25 protein-coding genes, 2 tRNA genes and 1 pseudogene are annotated in these 25,472 nt (G+C 66.5%); 9 read left to right on the top strand and 19 right to left on the bottom strand.

The features are described 5' to 3' along the window. Positions 1-70 precede the first annotated feature (70 nt). The 4 genes from nudC to AC1DR7_RS10190 all read right to left on the bottom strand — a co-directional run bounded on the left by nudC (position 71) and on the right by AC1DR7_RS10190 (position 2,701). The gene (gene nudC / locus AC1DR7_RS10205) at positions 71-982 is read right to left on the bottom strand and encodes an NAD(+) diphosphatase (RefSeq protein WP_457318372.1); all 912 of its coding nucleotides are present in this window, start codon (positions 980-982) and stop codon (positions 71-73) included. Between the two features lie 66 nt (positions 983-1,048). Then, positions 1,049-1,438 carry an iron-sulfur cluster insertion protein ErpA gene (erpA, locus tag AC1DR7_RS10200; RefSeq protein ID WP_256776573.1) on the bottom strand — a complete coding sequence of 130 codons (390 nt, stop codon included), beginning with the start codon at positions 1,436-1,438 and terminating at the stop codon, positions 1,049-1,051. Between the two features lie 47 nt (positions 1,439-1,485). Continuing rightward, the gene (locus AC1DR7_RS10195) at positions 1,486-1,944 is read right to left on the bottom strand and encodes a bactofilin family protein (RefSeq protein WP_256776572.1); all 459 of its coding nucleotides are present in this window, start codon (positions 1,942-1,944) and stop codon (positions 1,486-1,488) included. A 4-nt stretch (positions 1,945-1,948) separates the two neighbouring features. Next, positions 1,949-2,701 carry a DUF6776 family protein gene (locus AC1DR7_RS10190; protein ID WP_256776571.1) on the bottom strand — a complete coding sequence of 251 codons (753 nt, stop codon included), beginning with the start codon at positions 2,699-2,701 and terminating at the stop codon, positions 1,949-1,951. A 183-nt stretch (positions 2,702-2,884) separates the two neighbouring features. On the opposite strand from AC1DR7_RS10190, the gene AC1DR7_RS10185 reads away from it, so the two are divergent. From AC1DR7_RS10185 to AC1DR7_RS10175, 3 genes are read left to right on the top strand one after another with little or no spacing between them, the layout of a single operon-like run. Continuing rightward, the gene (locus AC1DR7_RS10185; RefSeq protein WP_457318373.1) at positions 2,885-3,514 is read left to right on the top strand and encodes a DUF4126 domain-containing protein; all 630 of its coding nucleotides are present in this window, start codon (positions 2,885-2,887) and stop codon (positions 3,512-3,514) included. A gap of 21 nt (positions 3,515-3,535) precedes the next feature. Next, complete coding sequence (locus AC1DR7_RS10180; protein WP_457318374.1) at positions 3,536-5,437, top strand: EAL domain-containing protein; 1,902 nt, start codon at positions 3,536-3,538, stop codon at positions 5,435-5,437. A 38-nt stretch (positions 5,438-5,475) separates the two neighbouring features. Continuing rightward, entirely contained in the window at positions 5,476-7,773 is a 2,298-nt protein-coding gene (locus AC1DR7_RS10175) for a hybrid sensor histidine kinase/response regulator (protein ID WP_457318375.1), read from the top strand. A gap of 1 nt (position 7,774) precedes the next feature. Here AC1DR7_RS10175 and bfr read toward each other — a convergent pair whose 3' ends face one another. The 3 genes from bfr to AC1DR7_RS10160 all read right to left on the bottom strand — a co-directional run bounded on the left by bfr (position 7,775) and on the right by AC1DR7_RS10160 (position 9,598). Further along, positions 7,775-8,245, bottom strand: coding sequence for a bacterioferritin (gene bfr / locus AC1DR7_RS10170; protein ID WP_038685798.1), 471 nt, complete (start codon positions 8,243-8,245; stop codon positions 7,775-7,777). 327 nt (positions 8,246-8,572) lie between these two features. Then, positions 8,573-8,782 carry a (2Fe-2S)-binding protein gene (locus AC1DR7_RS10165; protein WP_038685797.1) on the bottom strand — a complete coding sequence of 70 codons (210 nt, stop codon included), beginning with the start codon at positions 8,780-8,782 and terminating at the stop codon, positions 8,573-8,575. Between the two features lie 186 nt (positions 8,783-8,968). Continuing rightward, the gene (locus AC1DR7_RS10160; RefSeq protein ID WP_256776567.1) at positions 8,969-9,598 is read right to left on the bottom strand and encodes an RNA pyrophosphohydrolase; all 630 of its coding nucleotides are present in this window, start codon (positions 9,596-9,598) and stop codon (positions 8,969-8,971) included. Between the two features lie 120 nt (positions 9,599-9,718). Here AC1DR7_RS10160 and AC1DR7_RS10155 point away from each other — a divergent pair. Then, a tRNA-Met gene (locus AC1DR7_RS10155) sits at positions 9,719-9,795 on the top strand. Positions 9,796-9,845: 50 nt separating this feature from the next. After that, a tRNA-Gln gene (locus AC1DR7_RS10150) sits at positions 9,846-9,920 on the top strand. Positions 9,921-10,746: 826 nt separating this feature from the next. On the opposite strand, the gene rpsI is transcribed toward AC1DR7_RS10150, so the two are convergent. After that, complete coding sequence (gene rpsI, locus AC1DR7_RS10145; RefSeq protein WP_017354549.1) at positions 10,747-11,139, bottom strand: 30S ribosomal protein S9; 393 nt, start codon at positions 11,137-11,139, stop codon at positions 10,747-10,749. A gap of 2 nt (positions 11,140-11,141) precedes the next feature. Then, positions 11,142-11,570, bottom strand: a complete 429-nt coding sequence (rplM, locus tag AC1DR7_RS10140) for a 50S ribosomal protein L13 (RefSeq protein ID WP_256776566.1) — start codon at positions 11,568-11,570, stop codon at positions 11,142-11,144. 181 nt (positions 11,571-11,751) lie between these two features. Between rplM and AC1DR7_RS10135 the strand changes: the two are divergent. Next, positions 11,752-12,111: pseudogene (locus AC1DR7_RS10135) on the top strand (demethoxyubiquinone hydroxylase family protein); the annotation flags it as partial. 87 nt (positions 12,112-12,198) lie between these two features. On the opposite strand, the gene sugE reads toward AC1DR7_RS10135, so the two are convergent. Together sugE and speD are read right to left on the bottom strand one after the other, a co-directional pair. Then, positions 12,199-12,516: a quaternary ammonium compound efflux SMR transporter SugE gene (sugE, locus tag AC1DR7_RS10130; protein ID WP_457318946.1), complete on the bottom strand. Its 318-nt coding sequence runs from the start codon at positions 12,514-12,516 to the stop codon at positions 12,199-12,201. A gap of 165 nt (positions 12,517-12,681) precedes the next feature. Next, a complete protein-coding gene (gene speD / locus AC1DR7_RS10125; RefSeq protein WP_256776563.1) occupies positions 12,682-13,476 on the bottom strand; it encodes an adenosylmethionine decarboxylase in 795 nt (264 codons plus the stop codon). A gap of 147 nt (positions 13,477-13,623) precedes the next feature. On the opposite strand from speD, the gene crp reads away from it, so the two are divergent. Both crp and AC1DR7_RS10115 read left to right on the top strand, forming a co-directional pair. Then, complete coding sequence (crp, locus tag AC1DR7_RS10120; RefSeq protein ID WP_256776562.1) at positions 13,624-14,313, top strand: cAMP-activated global transcriptional regulator CRP; 690 nt, start codon at positions 13,624-13,626, stop codon at positions 14,311-14,313. A 179-nt stretch (positions 14,314-14,492) separates the two neighbouring features. After that, positions 14,493-15,257, top strand: coding sequence for a sulfite exporter TauE/SafE family protein (locus AC1DR7_RS10115; protein ID WP_457318947.1), 765 nt, complete (start codon positions 14,493-14,495; stop codon positions 15,255-15,257). 21 nt (positions 15,258-15,278) lie between these two features. Here the strand turns inward: AC1DR7_RS10115 and AC1DR7_RS10110 are convergent, their stop codons facing one another. The 7 genes from AC1DR7_RS10110 to AC1DR7_RS10080 all read right to left on the bottom strand — a co-directional run bounded on the left by AC1DR7_RS10110 (position 15,279) and on the right by AC1DR7_RS10080 (position 23,431). Then, positions 15,279-15,995, bottom strand: coding sequence for a haloacid dehalogenase-like hydrolase (locus AC1DR7_RS10110; RefSeq protein WP_256776560.1), 717 nt, complete (start codon positions 15,993-15,995; stop codon positions 15,279-15,281). Then, positions 15,992-16,795, bottom strand: coding sequence for an indole-3-glycerol phosphate synthase TrpC (trpC, locus tag AC1DR7_RS10105; protein WP_256776559.1), 804 nt, complete (start codon positions 16,793-16,795; stop codon positions 15,992-15,994). Before trpC ends, AC1DR7_RS10110 begins: the two co-directional genes overlap by 4 nt. Positions 16,796-16,860: 65 nt before the next feature. After that, a complete protein-coding gene (gene trpD, locus AC1DR7_RS10100) occupies positions 16,861-17,898 on the bottom strand; it encodes an anthranilate phosphoribosyltransferase (protein WP_478051712.1) in 1,038 nt (345 codons plus the stop codon). Positions 17,899-17,930: 32 nt separating this feature from the next. Further along, complete coding sequence (locus AC1DR7_RS10095; RefSeq protein WP_457318949.1) at positions 17,931-18,509, bottom strand: anthranilate synthase component II; 579 nt, start codon at positions 18,507-18,509, stop codon at positions 17,931-17,933. A gap of 2 nt (positions 18,510-18,511) precedes the next feature. Then, on the bottom strand, positions 18,512-19,285 hold the full coding sequence (locus tag AC1DR7_RS10090) for an SIMPL domain-containing protein (protein ID WP_457318953.1): 774 nt from the start codon (positions 19,283-19,285) through the stop codon (positions 18,512-18,514). A 61-nt stretch (positions 19,286-19,346) separates the two neighbouring features. Further along, entirely contained in the window at positions 19,347-20,822 is a 1,476-nt protein-coding gene (gene trpE / locus AC1DR7_RS10085; RefSeq protein WP_478051713.1) for an anthranilate synthase component I, read from the bottom strand. A gap of 218 nt (positions 20,823-21,040) precedes the next feature. Continuing rightward, a complete protein-coding gene (locus tag AC1DR7_RS10080) occupies positions 21,041-23,431 on the bottom strand; it encodes a Tle-like phospholipase domain-containing protein (protein WP_457318951.1) in 2,391 nt (796 codons plus the stop codon). A 110-nt stretch (positions 23,432-23,541) separates the two neighbouring features. Here AC1DR7_RS10080 and AC1DR7_RS10075 point away from each other — a divergent pair, with 110 nt between their 5' ends. Further along, positions 23,542-24,411 (top strand): ankyrin repeat domain-containing protein, encoded by an 870-nt coding sequence (locus AC1DR7_RS10075; protein ID WP_478052785.1) that lies wholly within the window; start codon positions 23,542-23,544, stop codon positions 24,409-24,411. Positions 24,412-24,441: 30 nt separating this feature from the next. Here AC1DR7_RS10075 and yegS read toward each other — a convergent pair whose 3' ends face one another. Beyond that, positions 24,442-25,371: a lipid kinase YegS gene (gene yegS / locus AC1DR7_RS10070; protein WP_478051160.1), complete on the bottom strand. Its 930-nt coding sequence runs from the start codon at positions 25,369-25,371 to the stop codon at positions 24,442-24,444. Between the last annotated feature and the right edge of the window lie 101 nt (positions 25,372-25,472).

Raw genomic sequence — 25,472 nt, 5'->3', positions numbered from 1 at the left:
CGGCAATTCCCCGGGGCCGTTGGTAATGTACGCCGTCACGTGTTCAGCCAGCGGCAACGCCGGCTCGCGATCAGCCCACCTGCTGGCGGTACCAGTGTTCGATCAGGCTGCGCGAGATCGAAATCGGTGGCGACAGGCGGATGCCCTGTCCGTCGTCTTCGACATCCCGGGCCAGCGCCGCGCCCACTTCCTCGGCGGTGAACCAGCGGGCATCTTCCAGTTCACCGTTCACCGTCGGCACGTCGTCCTCGGCGGTGGCGGCAAAGCCCAGCATCAGTGCGCCGGGGAACGGCCACGGCTGGGTGCCCAGGTAGCGGCATTCGCGTACGCGCACCTTGCTCTCTTCGAAGACTTCACGCACCACGGTCTGTTCCAGCGACTCGCCCGGTTCGACGAACCCGGCCAGCACCGAGTAGCGGCGCGGCGCCCAGTTGGCCTGGCGCCCGAGCAGCAGGCGCCCGTTGTTTTCCACCGCCACGATCACCGCCGGGTCCACCCGTGGGTAATGCTCGGTGCCGCATTGCGCGCACCGGCCGACGAAGCCGCCGCGCGAGAAGGTGACCGCACCGCCGCAGACGCCGCAGAAGCGCGTGCGCGAGTGCCAGTAGGACATGCCGCGTGCGTAGCAGAACGCACTGGCATCGGCGGCCGACCACGTCGTGGCCGATTCACGAAGGTCCACCCGTTGCGGGGCGGTGACATCCAGGGCGGATGCTTCCAGCGAGAACCAGGCGCGTTCGGCGCGCAGGCCCAGGAAGATCGCGGTCCCCGGCCCCCCGCCCACCTGCGCGCCGGTCAGCGGCAGGGGCTGGCCATCGTCCCCGGCCAGCGCGCGGCCGTCCTGGTCCATGACCAGCACATGCGCATCGGGCCACAGGCGTGCCAACGCGTCGGCGTCATCACGCAGCGTATCGGCACGTTCGAGGGGTTCGGTGGTGAAGGCGAAACCGGACAGCGGCGAAGAAAATCTCGACATACGCAAAGCCTGCCCAACTTCGACGACAGTGGCAAGCACCGGCCCACCCGTCGGGTCGCCGGTGCCGCCCGATCACATGCTGAAACTGCTGCCGCAGCCGCAGGTGGTCTTGGCGTTCGGATTGCGGATCACGAACTGCGCGCCGGTCAGGCTCTCGGTGTAATCGACCTCGGCGCCCATGAGGTACTGCAGGCTCAGCGGATCGACCAGCAGAGTGACTCCGTTGGTGTCCACGGCCAGGTCGTCCTCGGCACGGTTCTCATCGAACTCGAAGCCGTACTGGAAGCCCGAGCAGCCACCGCCCTGGATATAGACGCGCAGGGCAAGCGAGGTACTGGCCTCGTCCTGGATCAGTTCCTTCACTTTGGCCGCAGCGGCCTCGGTGAAGTTCAGGGGACGGTCCAGCGACTGGTAGTTCGGCGCGGGCGCGGGGGCGCCGGGCAGGGAAACAAGCGTGCTCATGTCCCCAGCATGGGGGCGCATGAGCACGCTTTCAAGCGATTGCCCGTTCAGGCCATCGCGTCGGCAAGCTTCTTGCGGGCGCTGCTGTCCTTGCCCTTGTCGGCGTTTTCATCGGCCGGCGGCGGCAGGGCCATCTGGGCGTTGCCGTGGATCAGGCGACCGGTCAGCTGGGCCCCGGCGTTCATTTCCACCACCTGATAGTGGATGTTGCCGGTCACCCGCGCGGTCGGGGTCAGCTCGACCTTCTCGCTGGCGTGCACATCCCCGTCCAGGCGGCCGCTGATGACCACCACCTGGGCACGGATCTCACCCTCGATGCTGCCCTGCTCGGCCAGCGTCAGGGTGGCATTGGCTGCGCCGTCGGCGGCGATCACCTTGCCCAGGATGGTGCCTTCCACGTACAGGCCCCCACTGAATTCCACATCACCGCGGATCACCACCTGCGCGCCGATCAGCGCGTCCACGACCAGATGTCCGTCGCGGTTGGATTTATTGCTGCCAAACATGGGCTTACTCCCCTTCTTTTGCCGATGGTGCAGCCGGTGCGCCGGCCTGCTTCCAATCAAAAACCTGGGTGGCGCCCCCCGCGCCCGATCCCAGCGTGACCCGCACACGTTGCGGGGTGAAGTCTTTCGGCAGGATGATGCTGCCGGTGAGCTGCTGGAAGTACCGGAAGGAATAGTCCTGGCCCGGTACCTTGGTGCGCTGGTGCAGCTCGTCCCAGCTGACCGAGGTCAGCTTGCCGCCTTTGACGCCTTCTACGGTGAAACGCATCTGGCCCTGGCTGATCGCGCCACGGTTCAGGTTCTGGGTGAGCACCACCGCGTACTGCCAGGTGCCGCCGGTTTCCGGGGCAAACTCGACCGAATGGGTGTTCAGGCCCTTGCGCTGGCTGGTCGCCCCGACCAGACGCTCGTAGAAGGCCACGTCCGCGCGCAGCCCGGCGATCTCTTCATCGCGCTCGCCCAGCGAGGTCTGCACTTCATTGTTGGCCGCGCGGCTGATGCGGTCGGAGGCCTGCAGCGTGGCCTGGCGCTGCTGCAGTTCCACCACCTGCTTGTTGAGCGCGTCCGCGTGCGCCTGTGCGGCGTCCAGCTGCTTGCCCACGTCGCCGCCGGGGCCGGCGGTCCAGCGGCCGACCAGCACCGCCACGATCAAGGTGACCAGCCACACCCCGGCCAGGATGGCCAGGCGACGGCGATCGGGCGCGGGCGCGTTGCCGGGCCGGCGGATCTGGATACGGGACGGTGTGGGGTTGCTCATGGCGGATGTCCGCGGCAGCGCCCAAGGCGATACCGGCACGGCCTCTGTCGGAACGATCGACTGGTTAGTGTAAGTCAGGGTCGGCCCATTTCACGCGCCCCGGGGCGTGGCCGGCGGTGGCGTTCATCGACGTCATCCCCGATAGTGTGGGCCTGTGCACACTTTGCAGGCGGAGCGCATCCCATGACCGAAGCCCATCTGTTCGTCATCGGCATCCTGCTGGCCTGGCTGGCCGGCATCCGCGCGTACCTGACCGTATTCGGCGTGGGCCTGGCCGGGCTGCTCGGCTGGGTCGATCTGCCGCCGGCGCTGCAGGCCACCCAATCCTGGTGGGTGCTGGGCACCTCGGCGGTGCTGGCCATCGCCGAGTTCTTCGCCGACAAGATCCCCGGGGTGGATTCGGTCTGGGACCTGGTCCAGACCCTGGCACGGGTCCCGGCTGGCGCCTTCCTGGCCGCGGCCACGTTGTCGCCCAGCGGCGAGCTCAGCGGCACCGCGCTGGTCGCCGGCGCCGGGGTGGCACTGGCCAGCCATGGATTGAAGTCCGGCACCCGCGCCCTGCTCAATACCTCGCCCGAACCGGCCAGCAACTGGATGGCCTCGGCCGCCGAGGACACGGTGGTGGTCGGCGGGCTGGCGCTGGCACTGGCGCATCCGTGGCTGGCCCTGATCGTGGTGATCGGCTGCAGCCTGGCCGGCGCGCTGGTGGTGTGGCTGGTCTGGCGCACCTTGTGGAAAGGCATGCGCTGGCTGCTCGGGCAGGCCAGCCCAGCGCCGGATGTACTGACGAACCGCGACGTGCTGCCACCGTAAACCGGAGCACGCACGGCATAATTGCGCCGCAGACTGGGAGTACTGATGGCCGTCACCGAAAACGTTGTTGCATCCGCCCGCGCCACGCGCGCTGAAACCCCGCCGGCCGACCATTGGCAGCGCTGGGTCGGGACGCCCGCGCCCGTCGCGGCGCCGAGCAACGTGGTGCCGCTCACCGCTGCCATTGCCGTTGCACCGATGCCGCCGCCGATGCCGCCCCTGCCCGCTCTGGAAACGTCCCAACCGGACGACGGCGCCACGCCGCTGGCCCTGGATGCACCGTATCGGGTACTGATCGTTGAAGACGACCGCTCGCAGGCCCTGTTCGCGCAGAGCGTGCTTCACGGCGCCGGGATGGAAGCCATCGTGCACAGCGATGCCGAAGGCGTGCAGCAGGCGATCGCCGAGAACCGCCCCGACCTGATCCTGATGGACCTGCACCTGCCCGGCCTGGACGGCATGCGCCTGACCGCGCTGATCCGCCAGCAACCGGGTCAGCAGCTGCTGCCGATCGTGTTCCTCAGCGGGGACCCGGATCCGGAGCGCCAGTTCGAAGTGCTCGACAGCGGCGCCGACGATTTCCTCAGCAAGCCGATCCGTCCGCGCCACCTGATCGCCGCCGTGTCCAACCGGATTCGCCGCGCCCGTGCGCAGGCCGCCTCGCAGCCCGGCGCGCACGGCGCCCCGGCGATGAACAATCCCGAGACCGGCCTGCCCACCCGTCACCACGTGATGCAGCAGTTGGCCGCGTCGCTGGCGCACCGCGATCACGGCGGGCTGTTCTTCATCGAAGTGGCCAGTGCGCTGGGCCTGCGCGAACGCTACGGCTATGCCGCGTTCGAGCGGCTGATGGTGCAGGCCGCGCAGCGCCTGGCCGATGCAGCGCAGCCGCACCTGCTGGCGCGCTTGAACGACAACAGCTTCCTGGTGCTGGCGCGTGGCGTCGACGAGGAAAGCCTGGACAAGATGGCCCAGCACCTGCGCGAGCAGCTGTCCGCGCGCGCGTTCGTGATCCGCGATGACGAATCGGTGCACCTGCGCGGGGTGGTCGGGCATGCGCAGCTGTCGCTGGGCTTCAGCGATGCCGGCACCGCGCTGGAAGCGGTCGAGCGCACCACGCTGCAGGCCCGGCTGCTCAGCGCCGGCGTGGCCGCGCACGTGCGCCGCGAGGATGTCGCCGCACAGGAACACCTGGCCCTGCTGGAAGGCCAGCTCGAACTGGCCTACCAGCCGATCGTGGCCGTGGCCGGTGGCGACACCGCGCAGTACCAGGTGCTGCTGCGGCTGCGCCAGGCCGATGGCAGCGTGCTCACTGCCGGCCAGGTGATTCCCGCCGCCGAAGCGGCCGGGCGCATCGCCGACCTGGACCAGCAGGTCCTCGATCACGCCCTCGGGCTGCTCGATCTCTACCGCCACGCCACCCAGCCGTTGCATCTGTTCGTGTCGCAGTCGCTGCGCACGCTGGCGCGCGACGCCTTCGCCGACTGGCTGCTGGAATCGCTGGAACGTCGCCAGATCCCCGGCAGCGCGGTGGTCATCGACGTACGCCTGCCCGACGCGCTGATCCACACCGTCACCCTGCAGCAGTTCTGCGCGCGCATGAGCGCGGTGGGCGTGCGCTTCTGCCTGAGCCAGTTCGAGCCGGGCAGCGACGCCAACGCGCTACTGACCCAGCTTCCACTCACGTATGTGCGCATGGCAGCCCGCTTCTCCAGCGCCCATGCCAACCAGCACACCCGCGACGAGCTGCGCGCGGCGATCGAAAACGCGCACCGCGCCGGGCTGCAGATCATTGGCCAGCAGATTGAAGATCCGCAGGCTGCCGCCGCGATGTGGATGGGCGGGGTCGACTTCATCCAGGGCAACATGGTGCAGTCGGCGGGCAGTGAACTGAACTTCGACTTCCACAACGCGGTGTTGTGAGCATGACGACCCACGGACGGGTTCCACGCGCACTCTGGCTGGCAGCGATGGCCGCCGCCGTTGCAGGCACGGCCGCGATCCTGGCCGCCCTCGGCAGCCGCGGGCCGTGGCCGCTCATCGCCGCCGCCGCTGCCGTGCTGGCGATGATCGCCAGCCTGACCTGCGTGCAGCACTGGCGCGACACCCAGCAGCGGCTGCAACAGCTGCAGCGGCGCGGCGATGCGCTGGCCCGCGAGCGCGACCAGCTGCAGCACGCGGTGCAGCAGCAGGATGTACTGGAGCAGGAACTGCTGCGCGCCAAGCAGGCGGCCGAAGCCGCCGCGCTGGCCAAGGGCGAGTTCCTCGCCACCATGAGCCACGAAATCCGCACCCCGCTCAACGGCATCCTGCCAATGCTGGACCTGATCGCAGGCGGCCAGCTCGGCAACGACCAGCGCCAGATGCTGCAGACCGCCACGGTCAGCTCGCAGCAGCTGCTGCGCATCGTCGATGACATCCTCGATTACTCCCGTCTGGAGGCCAAGGGCCTGGACCTGGAGATCACCACCTTCAACCTGCGCGAACTGCTCGAAGGCCTGGTCCAGCTGATGCAGCGCACCGCCGATCCCAAGGCGCTGATGCTGTCGCTGGAACTGGACCCGGCGGTGCGGCTGTCGGTGCGGGGCGATCCGGTGCGGCTGCGCCAGGTGCTGGGCAACCTGCTCGTCAACGCGATCAAGTTCACCGAGCGCGGCCAGATCCGCGTGCGCGTGCAGCGCCAGGGCGAAACCAGCGCGCAGCATCAGTTGCGCTTCGAGGTCATCGACACCGGCATCGGCATCGACGCGGCCCTGCAGTCGCGCCTGTTCCAGTCCTTCAGCCAGGCCGATGCGTCCACCACGCGCATCTACGGCGGTACCGGGCTGGGGCTGGCGATCTGCAAACGCATCATCGACCTGATGCACGGACGCATCGGCGTCACCTCCACGCCAGGCCAGGGCGCCACGTTCTGGTTCGAGATTCCGCTGTTGAAAGTGATCGGCGACCTGCCCACGCTCGGCAGCGGCATCGGCACCACCCGCGCCCTGCTGGTCAGCACCGATGCACCGTTGGCCGCGCGCCTGGAACGCGTGCTGGAGCACCACGACGTGCGCCTGCACGTCGTGGACAGCGCCTCGACCGCACTGGACATCCTGCGCGCGCCGCAGCGCCCCGGCATCGAACCGGCGTTGACCTGGGTGATCGCCGACACCGACGCGCTGCGCCACGGCGCCATCGCGTTGCACCGGGCGGTCCTGCGCGACGCACGCGATCCCATCCCCAAACTGCTGTGGCTGCAGGGCAAGGACGCGCTGGCACCGGTGCTGCTCGGCGATGCGCTGGCGTTGCCACGCGACGCCGCCGACAGCGAGCTGCATGCGCTGCTGCGTCCCGCCAGCGCGCCCGCGCGCCCCGCGCCGCTGCTGGCTGATGTCGAGGCCGATGCAGGTCGCGAGCCGTCGCCACAGCTGGGCCTGCGCGTGCTGCTGGTGGAAGACAACAGCGTCAACCTGGCCGTCGCCCAACGCTTGTTGCAGGTGCTGGGGTGCAGCGTGGTGACCGCCAACGATGGCGAGCAGGCATTGCAACGCCTGGATACCCAGCGCTTCGACCTGGTGCTGATGGATTGCCAGATGCCGGTACTGGATGGCTACCAGGCCACGCGTCGTTGGCGCGCGCGGGAAACCGGGAACGGTGCCGCGCGTCTGCCGGTAGTGGCGATGACCGCCAACGCCATGGCCGGCGACCGCGAGCGCTGCCTGCAGGCCGGCATGGACGATTACCTGTCCAAACCGGTCAACCGCGCCTCGCTGCAGGCGTGTCTGCAGCGCTGGCAGGGCGAGGCGCCGGCGGTACACACGCCGGTGCAGGCACTGCGCGAGCCCGATCCGGCCGACATCGCCGCAGGCTTGGCCGCCCTGGGCGCGGCCGGCGTCGGCGAGAACGGCGACGAGCCGCTGCCGGTGCTGGACAACAGCGTGCTGGATGAACTGCTGGAGGTGATCGGTGCGCAGACCGCGCAGATCATCGGCGTGTTCCTGGACGACACGCCCGCGCTGATCCAGCAGTTGCAGGATGCCTCGGTCGCCGCCGACCTGGACCAGCTGCGCGCCATCGCGCACAGCCTGAAATCGGCCAGCGCCAATGTCGGGGCCATCGCCCTGTCGGTGGCCGCACGTCGGATCGAACACGACGCACGCGCCGGCACGCTGGAGCGCCCCGCCGTGGCCGTGGCGCTGTTGATCGCCGAGTTCGCCCGCGCGCGGATCGCGCTGGCCGGCTATCAGAACGGCCTGCGCGCCCCGCTGCAGGGCTGACTCAGTCGTCCAGCTTGGTGAGCAGGTAGTTCGGCTCGCTGATGCGCTCGATCAGATCCAGCTGGGTTTCCAGCCAGTCGATGTGCTCCTCTTCGGAATCCAGGATCTTCACGAACAGCTGGCGGCTCACGTAGTCGCCCACGGAGTCGGCATACGACACCGCATCACGCAGGGTGACCACACCGTCGCGCTCCAGCGCCAGATCGCATTGCAGGATCTCGGTCGGGTTCTCACCGATGCGCAGCTTGCCCAGCGCCTGGAAGTTCGGCAGGCCTTCGAGGAACAGGATGCGATCGGACAGCATGTCGGCATGCTTCATCTCTTCGATCGATTCCTTGTACTCGTGGTCGGCCAGTTCCTTCAGGCCCCAGTTCTTCAGCATCTTGGCGTGCAGGAAGTACTGGTTGATCGCGGTCAGCTCGTTGTAGAGGACCTTGTTGAGGAATTCGATGACTTTGGCGTCGCCCTTCATGAGCTGCTCCTGCTGCGTGTGAACGCGCGCACTGTAGCGCTTCGGGCGAAACCATGAAGGAACGCGAATCGTGCTCAGTTGCGCCGTCGCGCAACTGGGCACGACGCCTACGATCCGCTAGCAACCCGGGGTCGGTGGGTTGCCTCCACACCTCCGCGCGCTTTGGCGCGCCCCCTGTACTCCAAGGGAGCTCTCCACCCGACGGGATAGGTTGAGTCCACGCAGCGCGGATTAAAGGACCACGCAACGCGCCGCCTTGCGGGGCGGTCTCGGTCGTTCTTTCAAGAGAAACCCAGCAGGCACCGCGCAGTTGCGCGGAGAGGTACCTCAGGCAACTTGGGCCAGGCCCAACACCGGCAACGGCAGGTCGTGGGTGGCGCTGAACTTGGCCAGCAGGTCGGCCGCCATATCCAGGCACGAGCCGCAGGTGGCACCACAGCCGGTACGCATGGTCAGTTCGGACACGCTTGCGACACCGCTTTGCGCGGCTTCGCGGATCTGGTGGTCGGTAACCCCGTTGCAGATGCAGACGTACACGTGCGGACTCGGCAGACAGGCCCGGATCGGCCTGCCGCTATTCAAATCGAAACGAGAATGGTTGTCAATTTCGTATCTGAATCATTCTCGATACGGTTCAGCGACCCGGTGCACACCCTCCGGACTTGGCGGCAGATCGTCGACCGGACCGGCCCCTGGAGCCACGATCTGGGTCGTGGCGCCGTCTCAGGGGGTGCCCGGCTCGGCCTTGGCCTTCTTCGGCCAGTAGCCCCGCTTGGGCGGCGGAGTGCTGCGCTTGCGCGGCCGATCATGCCCGGCCGTGTTGCCGGGCATCCAGGCCTCCTGGGCGGACTTGGGCATCGATTCCACCCCGGTGCCGGCCACGCCCCGCGCCAACGGCGCCAGATGGCGCAGCGCACGTGCATAGACCCCGCGCTTGAACATCACCACATGCTCGACCGGGTACCAGAAATCCACCCAGCGCCACTGGTCGAACTCGGGGCTGTCGGTATGGTCCAGCGACACATGGGATTCGTCGCCGGCCAGCCGCAGCAGGAACCACACCTGCTTCTGGCCGATGCAGACCTGTTTCTCATTGCGGCGGATGGCCCGTGCCGGCAGCCGATAGCGAAGCCAACCCGGCGTCGCCCCGAGCACTTCGACGTGCTCCGGCAACAACCCGGTTTCTTCGTGCAACTCGCGATACATGGCTTCGACAGGCGTCTCGTCGGTATTCATGCCGCCCTGCGGGAACTGCCAGCCGTCCCGGCGCACACGTCGCGCCCAGAACACCTGCCCGTCTTCCCGCATCAGCACAATACCGACGTTCGGTCGATAGCCGTCCGGATCGATCACGATGCGGACTCCTAGAAAAATCTACTGTCCGGGACTGTGACACGCCGGCTGTCCACTCACAAGCGTGATGAAAAAGTGTTGACAGATCCCGGATACATCTCCAGAATTACCGGCTCCCTAGGCTATGTAGCTCAGCCGGTTAGAGCACAGCACTCATAATGCTGGGGTCGGTGGTTCGAGTCCACCCATAGCCACCAAGTTCAGCTTGGTTTTGTAGGGAAAAAGTGCAATACTTGCACGCAGATATTGCCCCGTCGCCAAGCGGTAAGGCACCTGACTCTGACTCAGGCATTCGGTGGTTCGAATCCATCCGGGGCAGCCAAATAAAACAAAAGGCCTGATCGAAAGATCAGGCCTTTTGTTTTATTTGGTGCAGTTAGCTGGGCGCTATGCGCCCAGCACCCCAACCTTGCGCAGCAAGACTGGGGTCCGCCTCCCTTACCTCCACATCCCCGCGCCTGTCGGCGCGCGCCCTTGGACTCTCCAAGGGGCTGCTTCGCCTGATGGTGCAGGAGGGGCGCTGGGCGCCATTGGGGGCAGGCGGGCAGGCGGGCAGGCGGGCAGGCAGCGTTCGCCATCAACGGCGAGATACGCCGCGATTGATCGGCGATGACGCCAGCACGGCCAGCGGCCCGGATGATGGAAGAGCGCAATCGGGGTCACGACCATCGCAAGCGTCACCCTCGGCTCGCGGATGGGCGACGAGGTTGCCGGCCAGCGGCCGGCACTACCGATTCAACGCCCCCAGGCGCTCGCCCGTTTTGCCTCGCTTTTCCCCTGCTCACCAGCCAACTGTCGAGGGTCGGCGCGGGTGGGTTGGCGGGACCCTGAGCCGCATGGATGCGGCGACGGAGCTTACACGGATGTACTTGCAGCGTGTCCCGMCAAYCCACCCGCGCCGACCCAGCCAGGCCAATGCGCAGAGCAGATGCTTTGGCTTTGGATATCGGGCAATGGCAACGGAAGAGGCAGAGGCGATGGCGATGGCGACGGCAGCCGAGCATGGCTCGGCTCTACCGGCCTGTTTCTGGCACCCTGCACCGCCCTTGGCAATGCGGCATCCCACAAACGGGAAAAGCCCGGCCGAGGCCGGGCTTTTGCTGTCCTCCCAGCGGGATCCCGAAAGATCCCACGCCAGGCGCGATGGATCAGCGCTTGGAGAACTGGGTGGCGCGACGTGCCTTGTGCAGGCCGACCTTCTTACGCTCGACTTCACGGGCGTCACGGGTCATGAAGCCAGCCTTGCGCAGCTCGGACTTCAGGGTTTCGTCGTACTCGACCAGCGCACGGGCGATGCCCAGACGGATCGCACCGGCCTGGCCGGTGGTGCCGCCGCCAGCGGCGGTGACCATGATGTCGAAGCTTTCGGTGTTCTTGGTCAGCTCCAGCGGCTGGCGCACGATCATGCGCGCGGTCTCACGGCCAAAGAACTCGTCCAGCGGACGGCCATTGACGGTGATGTTGCCGGCGCCCTTGCGCAAGAACACGCGGGCGGTGGAGGACTTGCGGCGGCCGGTGCCGTAGTTTTGAGTGATAGCCATGATTAGATATCCAGAACCTGAGGCTGCTGAGCGGCGTGCGGGTGCTCGGAACCCGAGTACACCTTGAGCTTGCGGTACATGGCGCGGCCCAGCGGGCCCTTCGGCAGCATGCCCTTGACGGCGGTCTCGATGACGCGCTCCGGGTGGCGCTCAAGCGCCTGGGCCAGAGTTTCGGTCTTCAGGTTGCCGATGTAGCCAGTGAAACGGTGATACAGCTTGTCCTGCAGCTTCTTGCCGGTGACGACAATCTTTTCTGCATTGATGACAACCAGGTAATCACCGGTATCAACGTGAGGGGTGTAAACCGGCTTGTGCTTGCCGCGCAGACGGCGGGCCAGCTCGGTGGACAGACGGCCCAGCGTCTTGCCGGAAGCGTCGACGAGATACCAGTCACGCTGGACGGTCTCGGACTTTGCAGTGAAAGTGCTCATGAAAGAACTCAAGTAGGTCGGGCTCATTGCGGCGCTGAACGGCCGGAACTCTGCCACGCGTTGTGAAGAGGCGGGATTGTACCGGCGCGACCCCGCACATGCAAGTTGACCCCTGCCGTGGCTTGGCACACCGCCGCCAGGGGGCGAGAATCGACGATCCCCCGCTGCACGCCGCCCCGCCATGACCGTGACCCGCCAGATCACCCCGCTCGATCACCTGCTGACCGAAGCCCAGCGCGCCCTGGACACGGTCTTCGGCAACCCGCCGGCCAGCCGCCCCTACCCCGCCCAGGCCACGCCGGACGTGCAGATGGCCAGCGCCGAGCGCCGCCATGCCGCCGGCCTGATGCGCATCAACCATGTCGGCGAGGTGTGCGCCCAAGGCCTGTACTTCGGCCAGGCCGCGGTCGCCCAGGAGCCGCAGACCCGTGCCCACCTGCTCGACGCGGCCCAGGAAGAGACCGATCACCTGGCCTGGTGCGCCCAGCGCCTGCGGGAACTGGACAGCCGCCCGAGCCTGTTCAACCCGATCTGGTACGCCCCTCATGAACCCATCTGGATGCACGCGTTGCCGGCCAGCGGCCGGCACCACCGGGGGTGCGTGCGCGACGTCCTTCCGACGCGCCGATCAGCCCCCGACCAGCTTCAACCCGATCACGCCGGCCACGATCAGGCCCACACAGGCCAGCCGCGGCAGCGAGGCGCTGTCGCCGAACAGGAAGATGCCCAGCGTGGCCACGCCGAGGGCGCCGATGCCGGTCCAGATCGCATAGGCGGTGCCGACCGGGATCGACTTCATCGCCTGGCTCATCAGGTACAGGCTGACCAGCGCCGCACCGACGGTGGCCAGGGTGGGCAGCGGCCTGCTGAAGCCCTCCGAGTACTTCATTCCGATCGCAAAGCCGATTTCGAACAGGCCGGCCAGCAGCAGATAGATCCAGGGCATGGGTACTCCTGTGAAAAAACAAAAACGGCCCGGTGTCTTCACACCGGACCGTCGTCGATTGGCTTCCCTGGCACCGGTACTGCACGGATCCGGGCATCACGGGGCGGGCCATCCCGCCGGGTGCAGCGCCGCCACCGGTTGCCCGGGGCGGCTGTCACAGCGGTATTACTCGGTCAGGTTGCGCCCGTGGAACAGCTCTTCGATCTCGCGACGCAGCAGCGCCTCGATCTTCATGCGTTCCTTGAACGACAGGTTCTTGGCCTTCTCTTCGAACAGGTACTGGTCCAGGTCGAAGTCCTTCAGGTGCATCTTCGTGTGGAAGATGTTTTCCTGGTAGACGTTGACGTCGAACATCTCGTAACGCGACTTGATGTTCTTGGCCAGGAAGTTCTGGATCGAGTGGATCTTGTGATCGATGTAGTGCTTCTTGCCCTTTACATCACGGGTGAAGCCACGCACGCGGTAGTCCATGATCACGATGTCCGATTCCAGACTCTCGATCAGGTAGTTCAGCGCCTTCAGCGGGGAAATCACGCCACAGGTAGCCACATCGATGTCCGCGCGGAACGTGGCGATGCCCTCCTGCGGGTGGGTCTCCGGGTAGGTATGGACAGTGATGTGGCTCTTGTCCATGTGCGCGACCACGGCATCGGAGATCAACTCCTTGCCGGCCTGCTTCTTGTCGATCACCGGTTCTTCAGAGATCAGGATCGTCACCGAGGCACCCTGCGGATCGTAATCCTGGCGCGCCACGTTGAGGATGTTGGCGCCGATGATCTCGGCGACATCGGTCAAGATCTGAGTAAGCCTATCGGCGTTGTACTCTTCATCAATGTATTCGATGTAACGCTGACGCTCTTCTTCGGTGCGCGCGTAACACACGTCATAGATGTTGAAGCTCAGCGCCTTGGTGAGGTTGTTGAAACCCTGCAACCTCAGGCGAGGCAACGGCTTGACCACGGCGGTGGATCCTGTGAGTGGTGGGAAAGGCGCAATTATGGGGCAAAGTGATCGGGGGCGAAACTTGCATCGAAAGGAATAGGTGTGCTCTGTTTGCCCTTAACAAACCGGATCGTTAAGCTCGCGGCACATAGCCGTGAATTGTTCATGAGCAAAGGGAGCGCCTCAAACGTGTCAACTGTGCGCCTTGCCACAAGTCCACTGGCCCTGGATATCGCCACCATCGACCGTTTTCTGGCCCACAGCCATCGCCGCCGCTACCCCGCGCGGACCGATGTGTTCCGCCCCGGGGACCCCGCTGGCACCCTTTACTACGTGATAAGCGGCTCGGTTTCTATAATTGCTGAGGAAGAGGACGACCGCGAGCTGGTCCTCGGCTACTTCGGTTCAGGTGAATTCGTCGGCGAGATGGGGCTGTTCGTCGAATCCGACCGTCGCGAGGTGATCCTGCGCACCCGCACCCCCTGCGAGCTGGCTGAGATCAGCTACGAACGCCTGCACCAGCTGTTCCTCGGCCCGCTGTCGGCCGACGCCCCGCGCCTGCTGTACGCGCTTGGGCAGCAGATCTCCAAGCGGTTGCTGGACACCAGCAGGAAAGCCAGCCGCCTGGCCTTCCTGGACGTCACCGACCGTATCGTCCGCACCCTGCACGACCTGTCCCGCGAGCCGGAGGCCATGAGCCACCCGCAGGGCACCCAGCTGCGCGTTTCCCGCCAGGAACTGGCCAGGCTGGTCGGCTGCTCGCGTGAGATGGCCGGCCGCGTACTGAAGAAGCTGCAGACCGACGGGCTCCTTCACGCCCGCGGCAAGACCGTGGTCCTGTACGGCACCCGTTGACGCCTGCGCCTGCCCCTGCCCCGTCCCGGACCGCGCACCGGCGGGTCCCCGTAGTGCCGGCCGCTGGCCGGCAACCAGGCAGCCCCAGACCCAGGCCTACCCCGCTTGGCGGGGGTTGCCGACCAACGGCCGGCACATCCCAGACCTCCACCTCATCGGTTTGCCGCTAGGCTGTTGCCATGGAACTGGGCAGCGAATTCTATTGGTTCATCCTGATCGGCCTCGGCGCGCAGCTGGTCGACGGTGCGTTGGGCATGGCCTTCGGGCTGGTCTCGTCCTCGGTGCTGCTGAGCATGGGCCTGCCGCCGGCGGCGGTGAGCGCCAGCATCCATACCGCCGAAGTGTTCACCACGGGCGCGTCGGGCGTTTCGCATCTGGTGGCTGGCAACGTCGACCGACGCCTGTTCCTGCGCCTGGCCCTGCCAGGCGCGGTGGGCGGGGTGGTCGGTGCGTACGTGCTGACCCAACTGCCGGGCGAGTTCATCCGCCCGTTCATCTATGCCTACCTGCTGATCCTGGCGATCTTCATCCTGCTGCGCGCCGCCGGCCGGCTGATGCCTGCCCAGGAAGTGAAGCGCGTACCGGTGCTGGGGTTTGTGGCCGGGCTGCTGGATGCCAGCGGCGGTGGCGGCTGGGGGCCGGTGGCCACCTCCACCCTGCTGGCCCGCGGCGGCCAGGTCCGCACCACCATCGGCACGGTCAATGCGGCCGAGTTCGTGGTGACGCTGGCGGTGTCGATCACCTTCCTGCTGACGATGGGCCTGCAGTACCTGAACATCGTCGCCGGGCTGATGATCGGCGGAATGATGGCCGCGCCGGTGGCGGCGCTGCTGGTGAAACGGGTCAAGGAACGCTGGGTGCTGGTGGCCGTCGGCGTACTGGTGCTGTCGATCAGCCTGTTCCAGATCGGCCACGCCTTCCTGTCGTGGCGTGGCGCAACCTAGGCCGAAGGCGTCATCGCAGGATCAGACCGGATCGCCGGCCCGATCCACGCAGCCCCAGTTGAGCACGGGCGTCCCCGGCGGCAGCACCTGGCGGAAATGGGCCACCCGCGACGCCTTGGGATTGACCACCACGGGCGCCTTGGCGGCCAGCAGCAACGGCAGGTCGGCGCTGCTGTCGGAGTAGGCGATGGCGATTTCGCCGTAGCCGCGCTCGCGCAGCATGCGCATCTTCTCTTCGTTGTGGCAGTGGCGGGTGGCGATCACCGCGCCCAGGCACGGGCCGACCTCGGTACCGATCACCGGCACGTCCTGGTGGGCGACGAAGGCCAGGATCGCGCGGGCCAGCTCGGGCGGTGCGCCGGTGGCGACCACCACGCGGTCGCCCTGCGCACGATGCCTGGCGAACACCGCCAGCGCGACCGGCAGCAGCCGGCGGCGGATATCGGCCTCGTGGGTAAGCACGTAGCGGTCGATGACCTTGTTGAACTCGCGCGCCCGGTGCAGGCCGAAGGTGGCGATCCAGACGTAGCCGGAAATGCCACGGCGGCGGGTGGGCAGGAACGCCACCAGCGGCCCCAAGATCGGCGTGGCCAGCAGCGCGACCAGCAACCGCAGCGGGTTGCGCTTGATCAGCCAGGCAAACAGATGGCTGCCCGAGTCGCCATCGTAGAGGGTGTGATCAAAATCGAAGACCACCAGCGTGGCGTCGTCGCGCGGCGTTGGGTAGTTCGCAGTCATGCGCTGAAGAATAGCTGACGAAGGCCCTCGCCGGGCTCTTCCACGCGCATGAAGGCCTCCCCCACCAGGAACGCATTGACCCCGGCCTCAAGCATGACGCTGACATCGGCCGGGCCGAGGATGCCGCTTTCGGTGACCAGCAGGCGATCGCGCGGCACCGCCTGGCGCATGTCCAGGGTGGTCTGCAGCGACACCTCGAAGGTGCGCAGGTTGCGGTTGTTGATGCCGATCAGCGGCACCGGCACCTGGATGGCGCGCTCGAGCTCGTCGATGTCGTGCACTTCCACCAGCACGTCCATGCCCAGCTGCATGGCCAGGTCGGACAGTTCGGCCAGCTGGCGGTCGCTGAGTGCGGCCACGATCAACAGGATGCAGTCGGCGCCGAGCACGCGCGCTTCATACACCTGGTAGGCATCGATCACGAAGTCCTTGCGCAGCACCGGCAGCGTGCACGCCTCGCGCGCCTGCTGCAGGTAGGCATCGCTGCCCTGGAAGAAGTCCACGTCGGTCAACACCGACAGGCAACTGGCGCCGCCGAACTCGTAGCTGACCGCGATATCGGCCGGATGGAAGTCCGGACGGATCACGCCCTTGGACGGGCTGGCCTTCTTGATCTCGGCGATCACCGCCGGGTTGCCGGCAGCGATCGAGGCGCGCAGCGCATCGGCGAAGCCACGCACCGGCGACGCCTGCGCCACGCGGGCGATCAGTGCCTCCAGCGGCACCTGGGCACGGCGGGCGGCGACTTCTTCGGCCTTGCGGGCCAGGATGGTGTCGAGGATGTCGCTCTTGTCGCTCATGTCGGTCAGGGTCCTTCAGGCCGGCCATTATCGACCAGCCACGGGTAAAGCGTGAAACGGAGGGCTCAGGCCCTGGCGCGGATGCGCTGGGTGGCCGCCACGTACTGGGTCATGCGCGAGCGTGCACTGCCGTCGGCAATGGCTGCGCGGGCGCGCGCCAGGCCGTCGGCGATGCTGTCGGCCACGCCGGCCACGTACAGGGCCGCGCCGGCGTTGAGCGCGACGATATCCAGCGCCGGGCCGGGCTGGTTGTCGAGCACGCCGCGCAGCATCGCGATCGATTCCTCCGGGTTGGCCACTTTCAGGTTGCGGCTGGCCGACATGGCGATGCCGAAGTCTTCCGGATGGATTTCATATTCGCGCACCTTGCCGTCGCGCAGTTCACCGACCAGGGTGCCGGCGCCCAATGAGATCTCGTCCATGTTGTCGCGCCCCCACACCACCAGCGCGCGTTCGGCGCCGAGTTCACGCAGCACGCGCGCCTGGATGCCGACCAGGTCCGGGTGGAACACGCCCATCAGCACATTGGTGGCGCCCACCGGATTGGTCAACGGGCCGAGGATGTTGAAGATGGTGCGCACGCCCATTTCGCGGCGCACCGGCGCGACGATCTTCATCGCCGGGTGGTGCATCGGCGCGAACATGAAGCCGATCCCGGTCTCGGTGATCGCCCGCGCGACCTCCTCCGGGCGCAGGTCGATGATCGCGCCCAGGGCTTCGACCGCGTCGGCGCTGCCGGACTTGGACGAGACGCTGCGGTTGCCGTGCTTGGCCACCTTGGCCCCGGCCGCGGCCACCACGAACATCGCGCAGGTGGAGATGTTGAACGTGTGCGAGCCATCGCCACCGGTGCCGACGATATCCACCAGGTGGGTCTTGTCCTGCACCGGCACCGCCAGCGCCAGTTCGCGCATCACCGTGGCCGCCCCGGCGATCTCGCCGACGGTTTCCTTCTTGACCCGCAGGCCGGTGAGGATGGCGGCCGTCATCACCGGCGACACGTCACCGCGCATCACTTGACGCATCAGGTCGACCATTTCGTCGAAAAAGATTTCGCGGTGTTCGATGGTGCGCTGCAGGGCTTCCTGGGCGGAGAAGGTCATGGGGGGTCCTTTGCGGTACAGGTGCGGCGCGCTCAGCGCTGCAGGAAGTTCTTCAGCAGGGCGTGGCCATGCTCGGTGAGGATCGATTCGGGATGGAACTGCACGCCTTCGACCGGGTGCTCGCGATGGCGCAGGCCCATGATTTCTTCGAGGGTGCCGTCCTCGTTTTCGGTCCAGGCGGTCACTTCCAGGCACGCCGGCAGCGTGGTTTTGTCCACCACCAGCGAGTGGTAGCGCGTGGCCTGGTAGCGGTCCGGCAGGCCGGCGAACACGCCCTTGCCTTCATGCCGGATCGAAGAGGTCTTGCCGTGCATGATGGTGCCCGCGCGGATCACATCGCCGCCGTAGACCTGGCCGATGCCCTGGTGCCCCAGGCACACGCCGAGGATCGGCGTGGTCGGGCCGAGCCGGCGGATCAGCTCCAGCGACACGCCCGCTTCGTTGGGCGTGCACGGGCCGGGCGAGATCACGATGCGCTCGGGGGCGAGCGCGGCGATCTCATCAACGCTCAGGGCGTCGTTGCGCACCACCTTGACCTCGGCGCCCAGCGTCTGCAGGTACTGCACGAGGTTGTAGGTGAAGCTGTCGTAGTTGTCGAGCATCAACAACATAATCAGGATCCGTCGGTAATGAGGAAGATGGCGTACACGTTTTCGGTGATGCTGATCGGCCCGGCCTGAACCGATTCGGTTGCCCGCGATCCAGTCGTCTCGATGTCGTACCCCGGCGCAGGCGGCGAAGGAGGCATCACGTTGCCTGCCTGCGCACGCGGCCAGGTGCCGGCCTGCACGCCATAGGCGAAACTCGGCGCGACGTCGGAGATGCTGTACAGCCCGGAGATCCGTGCGCCGTAGGCTTGCGCCAGACCCTGGGCCGATTGGCGCGTCTGCGCGGCAGCTTCGGCCTTCAGCTCGGCGCGCAACGTCGCTTCTTTCGAATAGCCCGGCTGCAGGGAAGTGATCTGCAGGTCTTCACTGGCGGCGGTATCGCGCAGAAACGCCTGCAGTGCTTCGGTGTTGTCAAAGCCACCCCGCACGCGTCGGCTGACCCGCGTGCCGACGAACTCCTGCCGGTTGTTGGCATAGCGCATTTCGGGCTGGATCATCAGGTTGTCCGCACGCACGGTGCCAGACACGGCGCGGTGTCGCTTGAACGACCCCAGCACACTGGCAATGTTGTCCTGCACCTTGCCGCGCGCCACGTCGGGCTGCATATCGGTCGACTTCACCAACAAGTCCACGGTGAAACGGTCCGGCATCACCGTCCGTGAGCCTTCGCCCTTCACCAATAGATGCGGCTGCGAGGGAATGGAGTTGGCCTGCGCCCATGCAGGTGCGGCCGCCACGGCCAACGTCGACGACAACAGCAATGCGCTCAGCAGCTTCATGCGGTATTCCTTGTCAGATGATGCAGCGGAAGACCGTGGCAACGGCCACGGCGCTTTAAAATCAGAGGCCCTTGGCAGCCTGCGCCACGGCACGGAACAACGCGCGCCCCTTGTTCATCGTCTCGTCCCATTCCTTGCCCGGATCGGAGTCGTAGACGATGCCGGCACCGGCCTGCACGTGCAGGCGACCGTCCTTGATGACCGCGGTGCGGATGGCGATCGCAGTATCGGCATCGCCATGCCAGCCGATGTAGCCGATGCTGCCGGCGTAGACGTTGCGCTTGATCGGCTCCAGCTCGCGGATCACTTCCAGCGCGCGGATCTTCGGCGCACCGCTGACGGTGCCGGCCGGGAACGTCGCGCGCAGCACGTCGGCATAGCTCAGGCCCGGCTGCAGCTGCCCGGTGACTTCGCTGACGATATGCATGACGTGGCTGTAGCGTTCGATCACGAACTGCTCGCCCACTTCCACGGTGCCCGCGTTGGACACGCGGCCGGCATCGTTGCGCCCCAGGTCGATCAGCATCAGGTGCTCGGCGCGTTCCTTCGGATCGGCCAGCAGTTCCACTTCCAGCGCGTTGTCTTCTTCCACCGTGGCGCCCCGCGGGCGGGTGCCGGCGATCGGGCGCACGGTCACTTCACCATCCTGCAGGCGCACCAGGATCTCCGGCGAGGAGCCGACCACCTGCACGTCGCCCGTGTCGAGGAAATACATGTACGGCGAAGGATTGAGCGCACGCAGCGCGCGGTACACATCCACCGGGCGCGCCTTGAACGGCACGCTCAGACGCTGGCTCAGCACCACCTGGAAGATGTCGCCGGCGCGGATGTATTCCTTGGATTTCTCCACCGCGGCGATGAAGCCCTCGCGGGTGAAACCGGAGACGAAATCGTTCTCGTCCAGCACGTCGCGGGTGATCGGTGCGGGGTAACCGGCGCCGGGGGCGCGCAGTTTGGCCACCAGCGCGTCCAGCTTGGCCTGGGCCTGGTCCCACGCCCCGGGCTGGCCGGGGTCGGCGTGCACGATCAGGTACAGACGGCCCTTGAGGTTGTCGAACACCGCCAGCTCTTCGGAGTGCAGCAGCAGGATGTCCGGCGTGCCCAGCTCGTCGCGGCCACGCGGTGGTGCCAGGCGCGGCTCGATGTAGCCGATGCACTCGAACCCGAACCAGCCCACCAGGCCACCGGTGAAGCCCGGCAGACCGGCCAGCTTGGGCACCGAATGGGCGCTGCGCAGCGCCTCGACCTCGGTAAACGGATCGGCCACCTCACGGGTTTCCACCACCTCACCGGACTCGCTGACGGTCAGCGTATGGCCGTGGAAGGCATACACCCGGCGCGCCGGCAGGCCGATGATGGAATAGCGCCCGAAGCGTTCACCGCCCTCGACCGATTCAAACAGATAGGTATGCGGGCCGTCGGCGAGCTTCAGATAGACCGAAAGCGGCGTGTCCAGGTCGGACAGCACTTCGCGGACGACGGGGATGCGGGTGTGGCCTTCAGCGGCCTGCTGCTGGAACTGCTCGAACGTGATCAAGACGACTTTCCTTCCGGGAAACGGCGGTGGCGGGACGGACGACGGCAACAGGCCACCATCGCCACCAACGGCGAGCGGAAGAAAGGGTATGCGGGGTCGTCAGAATGGACACCCGGCGACTGTACCGCATCGGCGGCATGGGATGGAACCCGTTTGGCCGGCGCGGGTCAGCCCGGCGCAAGGCCATGCCGCGCGATCCCGTCAGCCGCGCGGGGCTGTCAGCCTATCCGCCGGGCCACCGATTGCTGGTCCTGCGCCTGCTGTTCGGCGGTGACGCTGGCGGTCAGCTGCGGCGCATTGGCCGCCCGGTCCTGCTGCCGGTCGACCTCGGCCGCCTGCTCGGTACTGACGCTCAGCGGCTGCTGTCGTCCAGCGACGACGTCGACATAGGCCAGGTGACGGTTGACGGCGGCCAGGTCCGGCGTATCCACCGCGAACGCACGCGCGCGATCCTCGCTGAGCACCACCCGCTCGATCGACTGCAGGCCTTCCTGCTTGGCCTTGGCTGCCAAGGCACCGGCGAGCTGATCGCTGTGCAGGTCGGGGGTGTGGTTGAAGCTGGCGTCGATGCCGTGCACGCCGGTTTGTGCACCCTTGAAGAGCTTGTAATCCTGATGGCTGGGGTCGTTGATCCCGACCGTTCGGCTGCCAGGCTCGGTACCGACGCTGGCCGGCCGGCCGGCGTCCGGGTGCTGGATACGCTCGTGCTGCTGCACCAGCGTCCGCGCTGCCGCCTCTTGCCGGATCAGTTCCGCGTCCAGGCTGGGGATAACGGTTTCTTTCATGCCGTGGCGGTTGACTGCCTCGCCGAAGGCCGGGCCGATGCGGTCGTACAGCCGCTTGGTTTCGATGATGTTGCCGATATTCTGCGGCGCAGTCGGGGTGGGCACATAGTTCCTGGCCGTGCTCTGCAGCCCCGCAGCGATGCCACCCACCGATGCAAACACCGCCGGTGCCTGCGCCGCGGTTGTTTTCACGTGATACGCGGCCAGGTCATACCCCTTGTCGACGTAGGCGCCCGCCGTGGCGTAGCCGTTGCGCAGGCCACCGGCCGCCCACTGGCCGCCATGGTCGATGGTATCTGCGACGCGGCGGCCCGCGCCCCGCGCCGCGTCGGCGTCCTCACGGGCGTGGCGGGAGGCGGCCGTGGCGCGCGCCTCGCCGGCAGCGTGGGTCGCAGTGGCGCCGCGGCTGAGTTCTCTGGCGGTGTCGTCCATGCCCAATTTGCCCGCTCCCCAAGACGCGAGCGAAAGCACGCCGGACTGCACCCTGCTTTCCACGCGGTGGCGTGTGGACTCGATCATGCCGGTCAGCTCGCGGCCCTCGGCATACACCGTCGTGGTGGCTTTCGCGCCGACCTGCAGCGTGGTCGATCCCATATCGACCACTTTGCCGAGCACCATGCCATTGACCCGCGCAACCTGCGCTACGCCGTCGCCGGTCTTGTCCAACCCGTGCGCCACCACCGCGCCTGCGCGCTCGACCTGCTCACCGACCACGCGCCCGTCATGCATGCCATGCGCAGCCGCGTGCAGCACCTTGGACAGCGGTCCGGCCAGTTCGGCCACCTGGCTCGGAGCATCCGTACGCGCGCGGTCCACCAGCTTGCCTTGCGCATCATGGGTCTTGGGGTCGAGCACGATCTCCATGCGGCCAGCGGCCACCGGAATGTTGCGCAGCGCCTCATAGCCCGGCTTCGTGGCCAGTTGCTCCACAAACTGCGCGGCGGCGGTCTGCGCGCCGGGCGGCAGCATTTCGCGCATCTTCTCGGCGACCTTGGCCTGCATCATCGGCTCGCGCAGCAGCAGGCTGGCCTCGTTGGCCAACAGGCCATAGGCATGCCGCTGCTGCGCGTTCAGACGCTGCATCCCGTTCTGCACATCGTTGAGCACCTCCCCGCTGGTCTGGTAGGTGTGCACGCTCTGCTCGGGATTGAAGGTCGGCAGGCCGTTGTCTTTGGCAAAGCGCGCCGGCGTATCGGGGTGCAGGCCGGCGGCGTTGAAGGTGGTGGCGCGTGCACCGGTGACAGCCGATGCCGCGGAAGCCATACCGCCGCCTAGGGAGTGGCCGGCGATTTCGAAGCCGCCAGGAACTTGCCGATCAATGGTTGCGGCCAGTCGCATGGCGCGATCGTAGTAGTCACTACGCATCCCAATTCCCTGCTGACCGTTGTTGAGGAAATCTTCTCCGCCAGACTCGCGCCGACCTCCTGGTGCTGACGGGTCGATAATCTCGCCAGTTGACCCTTTGTAAACAACAACTGGCTTTGCGGCCTCTCCGAACACAGCCTTGTCAGGTATGTATATCTCGGCGCGAAAGCCCGACTGAGGGGGTTGCAGCATGTCCCGAAGCTCATCGTCTGACAGGTTGATGCCTGCAGCCCTGAGCGCGGCGGGATCATCGGTTGCGCGCGACCAGCCCTCAGGGGGCTCGCCCTGGCCCTTGGCCGAGAGATAGACGTCGGCGGCAAGGCCTGACATCTCGCGTGCGTGATACGTTTCCTGGAGTCGATCGGCTTCGCTGTCGTTACCGCTCTCGCGCAACTGCCGGACAAGAAGGTTCTGTCCCTGGACGGCGCGGGCACGCGCCTCGATATCTGGACCACTCATGGCAAGCTCCATTGCACGGTGAAGGCGCGCGCCCCCGAGACGCGCTGTTTATGGAATAGCAAAACACTTTGCTAATGTCACCCCTTTAGTGGCTAAACGTCAGGATGATCATGCGCGCAAGTCTTCACAACACCATGACAAAGGCGATATTAGGCGCTGCGTGGGTCACGCTTTTCTTGATCAATGGATGCGCCGCTTCGTCTTCACATGGCGCCGGCGACTACTTTGAAGGAAAGGCGTTGCAGCTAGCCATAGCGGCTGAGCGAGGCGACGCGGACGCCGTCCGCCGGTTGATCAAAGATGAAGGGGTAAATCCCAACACGACCTTCGCCCGGCGCGACGGGATTCCACTGGTGGCGTGGCCACTACGCACCGGCAGTCTGGATGGTTTGCGCGCTCTTTTGGACAATGGAGCCGATCCGAATGCCCGCGAAGTGAAGCAGATGAACGGCCGGGAGATCCACTTCAACAATGCGATGGTCTATGCGGCGAAGATGGATGATCCGCGATTCCTGGAAGTACTCCTGAAACATGGCGGAGATCCCAATACACGAAATTCCGCGAATGAAACCTTGATGCTGCAAGCGTTCCTGAGTGGAAACCAGTGGAAGAACATCCAGACACTGGTGCAGCATGGCGCGAAGATCAACGAGTCGAACCTCTCCAGGGGCGGTGACACCGTGCTTAGCTGGTACACGGGCCGAGGCGGCTTCGATTCTGCCTATTGGCTGCTCGAGCACGGTGCCGACCCTGCGATTTCGACGCATTCTCCGCCTGGGTCAGACATTCCGCCCCGCCAGATGATGGTCGAAGACATCTACTGGGAGATCACCACGCCCGACCTGCTGCCCTGGCAGAAGAAATGCCAGCAATGGTTGATCGCTCGCAACATCCCGCGACCGCCGATGCCCGAGCACATCCGAAAGAAGCGTGAAGCCTTCAAGTTCCCCAGCAAGGAGGAAGACATTCCACTGCTGTGATCCGGCACGCGCAGAGCACCCGCCCACAACTCACCCACCCAGCAGATGGCTCCCCGGATGCAGATGCATCCGCACCCGTGACGCCACGCATTCAATCCGGAAGTGCGTTGCCTGCACCGGCTCGCCATCCAGATTCAGGGTGATCGGCTCAGCCGCCTCGATCTCCACCCACGGCGCACGCGTGCGCTCGGCCACCTGTTCCAGCGCCCCCTGCTTGCCGCCCTTGATCAGCGCGGCGAAGGTCGAGGCGACTTCGCCGCTGAGTTCGGGGATGACCGTGACATCCAGCAGGCCATCGTCGACCACCGCGTCCGGGCACAGCACCTGTCCACCGCCGGCCTGACGGCCGTTGCCGATGCCCAGCGCGATGAAGCCGCCTTCCCAGTCGAAATCCGGGGTGCGCAGTCGCGCCCGGATCGGGTCGATCCGGCCCAGCCGCGAGATGCCGGTCACCAGGTAGGCCAGCCCGCCAAGCACCTTCTTCAGGCCTTCATCGGTCTCCACGGTGACCTCGGTTCCGAAGCCGCCGCTGGCCACGTTGGCGCACCACCAGCGCTCGCCGTCGGCGTCGATGTTGAGCAGGTCGATCGGGCGTGCCAGCGCCTGTTCGATCAGGGTCAGCGCCTCCAACGGGTCAGCCGGGATGCCGGCGGCCGTGGCGAAGTCATTGGCGGTGCCCAGCGGCACCAGGCCCAGCGACGGCAGCGCGTCGGCCGACTCGGGGCGATGGGCCAGGGTCTCGGCCACTTCGCTCAGGGTGCCATCGCCGCCGGCGGCAATGATGGTGTCCACGCCATGCTCGATGGCCTCGGCGACATAGCGCTCGGCATCGCCGTCCTCCCAGGTGACCCGCACCTCCAGCACCACGCCGCGCTCGCGCAGGGCGTGCACGGCCTCGCGCAGGTCCACGTTGCCGGTGGCCTTGCCGTTGAGGATCAGACGCCAGTGGGGATTACGCATGCAGCACGACCAGGGCAGTGGGGAAGCGCAGGCTAGCAGCGGCTACCGTGGTGCCCGGTGAACGTCATCAAACGGTCACCGGACGCCCGGAGAATGGAAGT

It is taken from the genome of Stenotrophomonas sp. P5_A9, from assembly GCF_056400525.1.
The sequence above is the reverse complement of the archived record's forward strand: the minus strand, read 5'-3'. Positions and strand labels throughout refer to the sequence as shown.